We start from the raw sequence: 10,561 nt of genomic DNA, 5'->3' as shown, positions 1-10,561 counted from the left end.
CCTTCGCCACTGGTGTTCCTTCCTATATCTACGCATTTCACCGCTACACAGGAAATTCCACCACCCTCTACCGTACTCTAGCTCGCCAGTTTTGGATGCAGTTCCCAGGTTGAGCCCGGGGCTTTCACATCCAACTTAACGAACCACCTACGCGCGCTTTACGCCCAGTAATTCCGATTAACGCTTGCACCCTCTGTATTACCGCGGCTGCTGGCACAGAGTTAGCCGGTGCTTATTCTGTCGGTAACGTCAAAACAGCAAGGTATTAACTTACTGCCCTTCCTCCCAACTTAAAGTGCTTTACAATCCGAAGACCTTCTTCACACACGCGGCATGGCTGGATCAGGCTTTCGCCCATTGTCCAATATTCCCCACTGCTGCCTCCCGTAGGAGTCTGGACCGTGTCTCAGTTCCAGTGTGACTGATCATCCTCTCAGACCAGTTACGGATCGTCGCCTTGGTGAGCCATTACCCCACCAACTAGCTAATCCGACCTAGGCTCATCTGATAGCGCAAGGCCCGAAGGTCCCCTGCTTTCTCCCGTAGGACGTATGCGGTATTAGCGTTCCTTTCGAAACGTTGTCCCCCACTACCAGGCAGATTCCTAGGCATTACTCACCCGTCCGCCGCTGAATCAAGGAGCAAGCTCCCATCATCCGCTCGACTTGCATGTGTTAGGCCTGCCGCCAGCGTTCAATCTGAGCCATGATCAAACTCTTCAGTTCAATACTGCTTGGGTTTTTAAGAAACCCTAAACTTGGCTCAGCAATCTCAAATGACTATGTGATTTCTCGCATGGCCACTTGTGATGCTGATAATCTTTGTGACTATCAGTCCGTACTCACAAGCACCCACACGAATTGCTTGATTCGATTTGTTAAAGAGCGTTTGGCTAAGAGCTTTTCGTCTCAACCGAGGCGCGCATTCTACGCTTTCCTCAGGGTCTGTCAAGCGTTTATTTTGAAGTTTTTCCGAAAAAATCGTTTAACTTCAGACACTTAACTCGCTTCGATCTCTCGTCGCGGGAGGTGAATAATACAGCATTCAGAAACGCTGTCAACCACCTTTTTACCGCCACCGGCTGGCCTTCAGCCTACCAGGAGAAGCGATAGCTTCTACTTAAAGACAAAACCCCTACCTGCATGTGCAGATAGGGGTTTTGCGAAATGAATCTTGACGATGACCTACTCTCACATGGGGAAACCCCACACTACCATCGGCGATGCATCGTTTCACTGCTGAGTTCGGGATGGGATCAGGTGGTTCCAATGCTCTATGGTCGTCAAGAAATTCTGTTGCCAGAATGTCCAGATGGACAGCCCAGCGAATTCGGATATGCGATATTTGTGATGTTGCGAACTTTCGGTTCTTTCGTCTTCACCACCACAATTTGGCTTTCGTGCGCAAATTGCTTGGGTGTTATATGGTCAAGCCTCACGGGCAATTAGTATTGGTTAGCTCAACGCCTCACAGCGCTTACACACCCAACCTATCAACGTCGTAGTCTTCGACGGCCCTTTAGGGGATTCAAGATCCCAGTGAGATCTCATCTTGAGGCAAGTTTCCCGCTTAGATGCTTTCAGCGGTTATCTCTTCCGAACATAGCTACCCGGCAATGCCACTGGCGTGACAACCGGAACACCAGAGGTTCGTCCACTCCGGTCCTCTCGTACTAGGAGCAGCCCCTCTCAAATCTCAAACGTCCACGGCAGATAGGGACCGAACTGTCTCACGACGTTCTAAACCCAGCTCGCGTACCACTTTAAATGGCGAACAGCCATACCCTTGGGACCGGCTTCAGCCCCAGGATGTGATGAGCCGACATCGAGGTGCCAAACACCGCCGTCGATATGAACTCTTGGGCGGTATCAGCCTGTTATCCCCGGAGTACCTTTTATCCGTTGAGCGATGGCCCTTCCATACAGAACCACCGGATCACTAAGACCTACTTTCGTACCTGCTCGACGTGTTTGTCTCGCAGTCAAGCGCGCTTTTGCCTTTATACTCTACGACCGATTTCCGACCGGTCTGAGCGCACCTTCGTACTCCTCCGTTACTCTTTGGGAGGAGACCGCCCCAGTCAAACTACCCACCATACACTGTCCTCGATCCGGATAACGGACCTGAGTTAGAACCTCAAAGTTGCCAGGGTGGTATTTCAAGGATGGCTCCATGAGAACTGGCGTCCCCACTTCAAAGCCTCCCACCTATCCTACACAAGCAAATTCAAAGTCCAGTGCAAAGCTATAGTAAAGGTTCACGGGGTCTTTCCGTCTAGCCGCGGATACACTGCATCTTCACAGCGATTTCAATTTCACTGAGTCTCGGGTGGAGACAGCGCCGCCATCGTTACGCCATTCGTGCAGGTCGGAACTTACCCGACAAGGAATTTCGCTACCTTAGGACCGTTATAGTTACGGCCGCCGTTTACCGGGGCTTCGATCAAGAGCTTCGCTTGCGCTAACCCCATCAATTAACCTTCCGGCACCGGGCAGGCGTCACACCCTATACGTCCACTTTCGTGTTTGCAGAGTGCTGTGTTTTTAATAAACAGTCGCAGCGGCCTGGTATCTTCGACCGGCATGGGCTTACGGAGCAAGTCCTTCACCCTCGCCGGCGCACCTTCTCCCGAAGTTACGGTGCCATTTTGCCTAGTTCCTTCACCCGAGTTCTCTCAAGCGCCTTGGTATTCTCTACCTAACCACCTGTGTCGGTTTGGGGTACGGTTCCCAGTTATCTGAAGCTTAGGAGCTTTTCTTGGAAGCATGGTATCAACCACTTCGTCGCCTAGAGGCAACTCGTCATCAGCTCTCGGCCTTGAAATCCCGGATTTGCCTAAGATTTCAGCCTACCACCTTAAACCTGGACAACCAACGCCAGGCTGGCCTAACCTTCTCCGTCCCTCCATCGCAATAACTGGAAGTACAGGAATATTAACCTGTTTTCCATCGACTACGCTTTTCAGCCTCGCCTTAGGGACCGACTAACCCTGCGTCGATTAACGTTGCGCAGGAAACCTTGGTCTTTCGGCGTGCGAGTTTTTCACTCGCATTGTCGTTACTCATGTCAGCATTCGCACTTCTGATACCTCCAGCAAGCTTCTCAACTCACCTTCACAGGCTTACAGAACGCTCCTCTACCGCGTCATCCTAAGATGACACCCGTAGCTTCGGTGCATGGTTTGAGCCCCGTTACATCTTCCGCGCAGGCCGACTCGACTAGTGAGCTATTACGCTTTCTTTAAAGGGTGGCTGCTTCTAAGCCAACCTCCTAGCTGTCTAAGCCTTCCCACATCGTTTCCCACTTAACCATGACTTTGGGACCTTAGCTGACGGTCTGGGTTGTTTCCCTTTTCACGACGGACGTTAGCACCCGCCGTGTGTCTCCCATGCTCGGCACTTCCAGGTATTCGGAGTTTGCATCGGTTTGGTAAGTCGGGATGACCCCCTAGCCGAAACAGTGCTCTACCCCCTGGAGTGATACATGAGGCGCTACCTAAATAGCTTTCGAGGAGAACCAGCTATCTCCGAGCTTGATTAGCCTTTCACTCCGATCCACAGGTCATCCGCTAACTTTTCAACGGTAGTCGGTTCGGTCCTCCAGTCAGTGTTACCTAACCTTCAACCTGCCCATGGATAGATCGCCCGGTTTCGGGTCTATACCCAGCGACTAAACGCCCTATTAAGACTCGCTTTCGCTACGCCTCCCCTATTCGGTTAAGCTCGCCACTGAATATAAGTCGCTGACCCATTATACAAAAGGTACGCAGTCACCTAACAAAGTAGGCTCCCACTGCTTGTACGCATACGGTTTCAGGTTCTATTTCACTCCCCTCTCCGGGGTTCTTTTCGCCTTTCCCTCACGGTACTGGTTCACTATCGGTCAGTCAGTAGTATTTAGCCTTGGAGGATGGTCCCCCCATATTCAGACAAAGTTTCTCGTGCTCCGTCCTACTCGATTTCATTGACAAGAGATTTTCGTGTACGGGGCTATCACCCACTATGGCCGCACTTTCCAGAGCGTTCCACTAATCTCAAATCAACTTAAGGGCTGGTCCCCGTTCGCTCGCCACTACTAAGGGAATCTCGGTTGATTTCTTTTCCTCAGGGTACTTAGATGTTTCAGTTCCCCTGGTTCGCCTCTTGCACCTATGTATTCAGTACAAGATACTCAGCTTGTGCTGAGTGGGTTCCCCCATTCAGAGATCTCTGGATCACAGTCTGTTTGCCGACTCCCCAAAGCTTATCGCAGGCTACCACGTCTTTCATCGCCTCTGACTGCCAAGGCATCCACCGTATGCGCTTCTTCACTTGACCATATAACCCCAAGCAATCTGGTTATACTGTGAAGACGACATTCGCCGAAAATTCGCATGTTGCTCTTTCGAGCAGAACTCACAAATTTTACCTTAGCCTGATTAACCAGCAGTGAAACTGGCCATCAGTCTATATCTATCACATATCCGAATTTTTAAAGAACGATCTGACAAAAGTCAGAAATCAACATTCGAACTGAATGTTCATTTCTAAGTTCTGACAAGCTACTGCGTACGGCGAAAGTGGTGGAGCCAAGCGGGATCGAACCGCTGACCTCCTGCGTGCAAGGCAGGCGCTCTCCCAGCTGAGCTATGGCCCCGTATTCTACGGCTGAACCATGTAATGGTAGGTCTGGGCAGATTTGAACTGCCGACCTCACCCTTATCAGGGGTGCGCTCTAACCAACTGAGCTACAGACCTATAACAGGGTCGCGTTACAGCATCGTCTTTTACAATGAATCAAGCAATTCGTGTGGGAGCTCATCAGCAGGCTGATGTCGTCGATTAAGGAGGTGATCCAGCCGCAGGTTCCCCTACGGCTACCTTGTTACGACTTCACCCCAGTCATGAATCACACCGTGGTAACCGTCCTCCCGAAGGTTAGACTAGCTACTTCTGGTGCAACCCACTCCCATGGTGTGACGGGCGGTGTGTACAAGGCCCGGGAACGTATTCACCGCGACATTCTGATTCGCGATTACTAGCGATTCCGACTTCACGCAGTCGAGTTGCAGACTGCGATCCGGACTACGATCGGTTTTGTGAGATTAGCTCCACCTCGCGGCTTGGCAACCCTCTGTACCGACCATTGTAGCACGTGTGTAGCCCAGGCCGTAAGGGCCATGATGACTTGACGTCATCCCCACCTTCCTCCGGTTTGTCACCGGCAGTCTCCTTAGAGTGCCCACCATAACGTGCTGGTAACTAAGGACAAGGGTTGCGCTCGTTACGGGACTTAACCCAACATCTCACGACACGAGCTGACGACAGCCATGCAGCACCTGTGTCAGAGTTCCCGAAGGCACCAATCCATCTCTGGAAAGTTCTCTGCATGTCAAGGCCTGGTAAGGTTCTTCGCGTTGCTTCGAATTAAACCACATGCTCCACCGCTTGTGCGGGCCCCCGTCAATTCATTTGAGTTTTAACCTTGCGGCCGTACTCCCCAGGCGGTCAACTTAATGCGTTAGCTGCGCCACTAAAATCTCAAGGATTCCAACGGCTAGTTGACATCGTTTACGGCGTGGACTACCAGGGTATCTAATCCTGTTTGCTCCCCACGCTTTCGCACCTCAGTGTCAGTATCAGTCCAGGTGGTCGCCTTCGCCACTGGTGTTCCTTCCTATATCTACGCATTTCACCGCTACACAGGAAATTCCACCACCCTCTACCGTACTCTAGCTCGCCAGTTTTGGATGCAGTTCCCAGGTTGAGCCCGGGGCTTTCACATCCAACTTAACGAACCACCTACGCGCGCTTTACGCCCAGTAATTCCGATTAACGCTTGCACCCTCTGTATTACCGCGGCTGCTGGCACAGAGTTAGCCGGTGCTTATTCTGTCGGTAACGTCAAAACAGCAAGGTATTAGCTTACTGCCCTTCCTCCCAACTTAAAGTGCTTTACAATCCGAAGACCTTCTTCACACACGCGGCATGGCTGGATCAGGCTTTCGCCCATTGTCCAATATTCCCCACTGCTGCCTCCCGTAGGAGTCTGGACCGTGTCTCAGTTCCAGTGTGACTGATCATCCTCTCAGACCAGTTACGGATCGTCGCCTTGGTGAGCCATTACCCCACCAACTAGCTAATCCGACCTAGGCTCATCTGATAGCGCAAGGCCCGAAGGTCCCCTGCTTTCTCCCGTAGGACGTATGCGGTATTAGCGTTCCTTTCGAAACGTTGTCCCCCACTACCAGGCAGATTCCTAGGCATTACTCACCCGTCCGCCGCTGAATCAAGGAGCAAGCTCCCGTCATCCGCTCGACTTGCATGTGTTAGGCCTGCCGCCAGCGTTCAATCTGAGCCATGATCAAACTCTTCAGTTCAATACTGCTTGGGTTTTTAAGAAACCCTAAACTTGGCTCAGCAATCTCAAATGACTATGTGATTTCTCGCATGGCCACTTGTGATGCTGATAATCTTTGTGACTATCAGTCCGTACTCACAAGCACCCACACGAATTGCTTGATTCGATTTGTTAAAGAGCGTTTGGTTAAGAGCTTTTCGTCTCAACCGAGGCGCGCATTCTACGCTTTCCTCATTTGCTGTCAAGCGTTTATTTTGAAGTTTTTTTGCGAGAAACTCGTTTAGCTTCAAACACTTGACTCGCTGCGATCTCTCGTAGCGGGAGGCGAATCATACAGCGTTTAGAAGCGCTGTCAACCATCATCTCAACCGCTGCCGATCATTCGACCGAAGCACTCCTGATACTACCTGAATCGCTTAACTAATTGATTTACAAGAAGTTTTGCGCTTCGACTACGTCAGAAGTGGGGCGCATTATAAGGGGATTCGAAACCGCGTCAACCCTTAATTTCAAGAAACTTTGATATAGCTGAAAAGCAAAGCGGGGAGGCCTGACGGCCTCCCCGCTTTTCACCAAGACCAAACGCCCTTAAAGCACACCGGCACTGCGCAGCCGCTGCACTTCACCGGCATCCAGCCCCAATACATCCTCCAGCACCACCTCGGTATGCTCACCCAGCAACGGCGGCGCCCGACGGTACTCAACCGGCGTCTCCGACAACCGTATCGGGCTCGCCACCTGCGGCACACTCCCCGCCAACGGATGCGGAATGCTTACCGCCAATCCGCGCGCCAGCACCTGCGGGTCCTGGAACATCTGCGCCAGGTCATTGATAGGCCCGCACGGCACCCCTGCAGCCTCCAACTGACTCACCCACTGCGCTGTGGTCTTGAACACCGTGGCCTGGCGAATCAGAGGAATCAGCTCGGCCCGGTTGGCAACCCGCAGCTTGTTGGTAACGAAACGCGGGTCGTCCGCCCACTGCGGCTGCCCGGCCACCTCGGCGAACTTGCGGAACTGGCTATCGTTGCCCACGGTAAGGATGAAGTCGCCATCCGCCGTCGGAAAATCCTGATAAGGCACGATATTGGGGTGCGCATTACCCAGGCGACGAGGCGGGTTGCCCGTGGTCAGGTAGTTCATCGCCTGGTTCGCCAGGCAGGCCACCTGCACATCGAGCAACGCCATGTCGACATGCTGGCCCACTCCGGTCTGCTCTCGATGGGCGAGGGCAGCGAGGATCGCCACCGTGGAATACAACCCGGTAAGGATGTCGGTCAGCGCCACCCCTACCTTGACCGGCCCTGCACCTTCTTCACCTTCCGGGCGGCCGGTCAGGCTCATCAGCCCGCCCAACCCCTGGATCATGAAGTCATAACCCGCGCGCCTTGCATAAGGCCCGGTCTGGCCGAACCCGGTGATGGAACAATAGATAAGCCGCGGGTTGATCGCCTTCAGGCTCTGGTAGTCCAGGCCGTAGGCAGCCAACCCACCTACCTTGAAGTTTTCGATGACGATATCGGACTTCGCCGCCAACTCACGTACCAGGCGCTGCCCCTCGGCCTGGGTGAAGTCGATGGTAACCGAGCGCTTGTTGCGGTTGGCCGACAGGTAATAGGCCGCCTCACTGGTGTTCTCACCCTCGGGATCCTTGAGGAAGGGCGGCCCCCACGAGCGGGTATCGTCACCACTGCCAGGGCGCTCGACCTTGATCACATCGGCACCAAGGTCAGCGAGAATCTGGCCAGACCATGGGCCGGCCAACACGCGAGAAAGGTCCAGCACCCGCAGATGTGATAGCGCGCCCATGGGCTGGCTCCTTATCAATAGAAGGCCTGGATGCCGGTCTGCGCACGCCCCAGGATCAGTGCATGCACATCGTGAGTACCTTCATAGGTGTTGACCACCTCCAGGTTGACCAGGTGACGAGCCACGCCGAACTCATCGGAAATGCCATTGCCACCCAGCATGTCGCGCGCCATGCGGGCAATATCCAGCGCCTTGCCACAGGAGTTGCGCTTCATGATCGACGTGATCTCCACTGCAGCCGTGCCTTCGTCCTTCATCCGCCCCAGGCGCAGGCAGCCCTGCAGCGCCAGGGTGATTTCAGTCTGCATGTCGGCCAGCTTCTTCTGGATCAACTGGTTGGCAGCCAACGGGCGACCGAATTGCTGACGGTCCAGGGTGTACTGACGCGCGGTGTGCCAGCAGGCTTCCGCAGCGCCCAGCGCACCCCACGAGATGCCATAGCGGGCGGAGTTCAGGCAGGTGAACGGGCCTTTGAGGCCGCGTACATCCGGGAAGATGTTTTCCTCCGGCACGAACACGTTGTCCATGACGATTTCGCCAGTGATCGAGGCGCGCAGGCCAACCTTGCCGTGAATCGCCGGCGCACTGAGACCTTGCCAACCCTTTTCCAGAACAAAGCCGCGGATATCACCCGCATCGTCCTTGGCCCAGACCACGAATACATCGGCGATCGGGCTGTTGGTGATCCACATCTTGCTGCCGGTCAGGCGGTAGCCGCCGTCGACCTTCCGGGCACGGGTGATCATCGAACCCGGGTCGGAACCATGGTTGGGCTCGGTCAGGCCGAAGCAACCGATCCACTCGCCGCTGGCCAGCTTGGGCAGGTACTTCTGCTTTTGTGCCTCGGTACCGAATTCGTTGATTGGCACCATCACCAGCGACGACTGCACGCTCATCATCGAGCGGTAACCCGAGTCGATGCGCTCTACCTCGCGAGCAATCAGGCCATAGCACACATAGTTCAGGCCACTGCCACCGTATTGCTCGGGAATGGTGGCGCCCAGCAACCCGACCTCACCCATTTCACGGAAGATTGCCGGGTCGGTCTGTTCATGACGGAAGGCCTCGAGCACACGCGGGGCCAGCTTGTCCTGGGCGAACTGATAAGCGCTGTCACGCACCATGCGCTCTTCTTCAGTGAGCTGCTGATCGAGCAGCAGCGGGTCGATCCAGTTGAAGCTTGCTTTACCGGCCATGAGAGAAATCCTCGAAATAGGGGGCAGTTTCTTGTGCCTTTGAGCCTAGGCCTGATCGGCCGCCGGGACAAACGAGGATTGCGCACCAATTAGTGATAATTTGTCACTTCGTAAATCGGCAAAACGCCATATTGACAGCCTTACGAGTGAGGTTGACGTACATGCGCCGCAAGATCCCCAGTACCGCCGCCCTGGTTTGCTTCGAGGCGGCGGCGCGCCACGAGAGCTTTACCAAGGCCGCCCAGGAACTCGCCCTGACCCAGGGTGCCGTCTGTCGGCAGATAGGCGGCCTGGAAGCCTTCCTTAATGTGGAACTGTTCCGCCGCTCGCGCCGCGGCGTGAAACTGACCGAAGCCGGCCTTTCCTACAGCCGCCAGGTGGCCGCCCAACTGGACGCGGTAGAGCGCGACACCTTGTCGGTAATGCGCCAACAGGGCGCCAACGTGATCGAGTTGGCCGTGGTGCCCACCTTCGGCACCCAATGGCTGCTACCGCGACTCAAGGACTTCCAGCAGCGCCACCCGGAGGTCACGGTCAACCTCACCAACCGCACCCGGCCATTCCTGTTTGCCGACACCACCTTCGATGCCGCTATCTACTTCGGCGATGCCGACTGGTCCGGCACCCAGTCGCACCGGCTGATGGGGGAAAACCCGGGACCGGTGTGCAGCCCGGCGCTGCTGGACGGGCAGGGCACACTCGACGCGCAGCGTATTGCCCAACTGCCACTGCTGCAGCAGAGCACGCGCCCCTATGCCTGGCGGCAATGGTTCGGCAGCGTCGGCATGAATGTGGAACGCGACATGACAGGCCCGCGCTATGAACTATTCTCGATGCTCGCCCAGGCGGCCATGCATGAGATGGGCATCGCCCTGATTCCACCGTTCCTGATCCAGCGCGAGTTGGAGGAGGGTAGGTTGGTGGTCGCTAACAGGCATGCCCTGAGTAGTGACAAGGCCTACTATCTGATGATTCCGGAGCGCAAGGTGGAGTCGGCTTCGCTGCGCGCCTTCCGCGACTGGCTGGTGAGCCAGGCCCAGGCGTATACGGCGAAGACGTAGGCAAGCGCGACAAATTGACTCCGTAGTCAATTATTTTGAACACCTACAGATATATGTATTTGTCGCATCTACATAAACTGTTATGCAGGGTGCAAAAATCTGCTTTAACCCTGCTTACGGCGCGGCTTTGCGGGTTATTTTGCGACATTCACCAAG

The 10,561-nt window shown here is 54.7% G+C and carries 3 protein-coding genes, 2 tRNA genes and 4 rRNA genes (1 of these 9 only partly in view); 1 reads left to right on the top strand and 8 read right to left on the bottom strand.

Annotated features, from left to right (window positions below):
• The 8 genes from C163_RS00625 to C163_RS00590 all read right to left on the bottom strand — a co-directional run.
• Window positions 1-725, bottom strand: a 16S ribosomal RNA gene (locus C163_RS00625); it reaches 812 nt to the left of the window's first position.
• Window positions 726-1,171: 446 nt separating this feature from the next.
• Window positions 1,172-1,287 (bottom strand): 5S ribosomal RNA (gene rrf, locus C163_RS00620).
• A gap of 136 nt (window positions 1,288-1,423) precedes the next feature.
• A 23S ribosomal RNA gene (locus tag C163_RS00615) occupies window positions 1,424-4,316 on the bottom strand.
• A gap of 243 nt (window positions 4,317-4,559) precedes the next feature.
• Window positions 4,560-4,635: transfer RNA gene (locus tag C163_RS00610), tRNA-Ala, on the bottom strand.
• 24 nt (window positions 4,636-4,659) lie between these two features.
• Window positions 4,660-4,736: transfer RNA gene (locus tag C163_RS00605), tRNA-Ile, on the bottom strand.
• Between the two features lie 85 nt (window positions 4,737-4,821).
• A 16S ribosomal RNA gene (locus tag C163_RS00600) occupies window positions 4,822-6,358 on the bottom strand.
• The 16S, 23S and 5S rRNA genes sit together here with 2 tRNA genes alongside, the layout of an rRNA operon.
• Before the next feature lie 569 nt (window positions 6,359-6,927).
• Complete coding sequence (locus C163_RS00595; RefSeq protein ID WP_025337250.1) at window positions 6,928-8,148, bottom strand: CaiB/BaiF CoA-transferase family protein; 1,221 nt, start codon at window positions 8,146-8,148, stop codon at window positions 6,928-6,930.
• A 14-nt stretch (window positions 8,149-8,162) separates the two neighbouring features.
• Complete coding sequence (locus C163_RS00590) at window positions 8,163-9,344, bottom strand: acyl-CoA dehydrogenase (RefSeq protein ID WP_003252907.1); 1,182 nt, start codon at window positions 9,342-9,344, stop codon at window positions 8,163-8,165.
• Between the two features lie 161 nt (window positions 9,345-9,505).
• On the opposite strand from C163_RS00590, the gene C163_RS00585 reads away from it, so the two are divergent.
• Window positions 9,506-10,405 (top strand): LysR family transcriptional regulator, encoded by a 900-nt coding sequence (locus C163_RS00585; protein WP_038407790.1) that lies wholly within the window; start codon window positions 9,506-9,508, stop codon window positions 10,403-10,405.
• Window positions 10,406-10,561: the final 156 nt, after the last annotated feature.

Origin of the sequence: Pseudomonas sp. FGI182 (assembly GCF_000511325.1) — a bacterium.
GTDB lineage: Bacteria > Pseudomonadota > Gammaproteobacteria > Pseudomonadales > Pseudomonadaceae > Aquipseudomonas > Aquipseudomonas putida_Z.
The sequence above is the reverse complement of the archived record's forward strand: the minus strand, read 5'-3'. Positions and strand labels throughout refer to the sequence as shown.

What these genes read in the sequence shown, in the direction of transcription:
- C163_RS00585 (WP_038407790.1), top strand. Translation starts at nt 9,506, where the DNA reads ATGCGCCGCAAGATCCCCAGTACCGCCGCCCTGGTTTGCTTCGAGGCG.
- C163_RS00595 (WP_025337250.1), bottom strand. Translation starts at nt 8,148, where the DNA reads ATGGGCGCGCTATCACATCTGCGGGTGCTGGACCTTTCTCGCGTGTTG.
- C163_RS00590 (WP_003252907.1), bottom strand. Translation starts at nt 9,344, where the DNA reads ATGGCCGGTAAAGCAAGCTTCAACTGGATCGACCCGCTGCTGCTCGAT.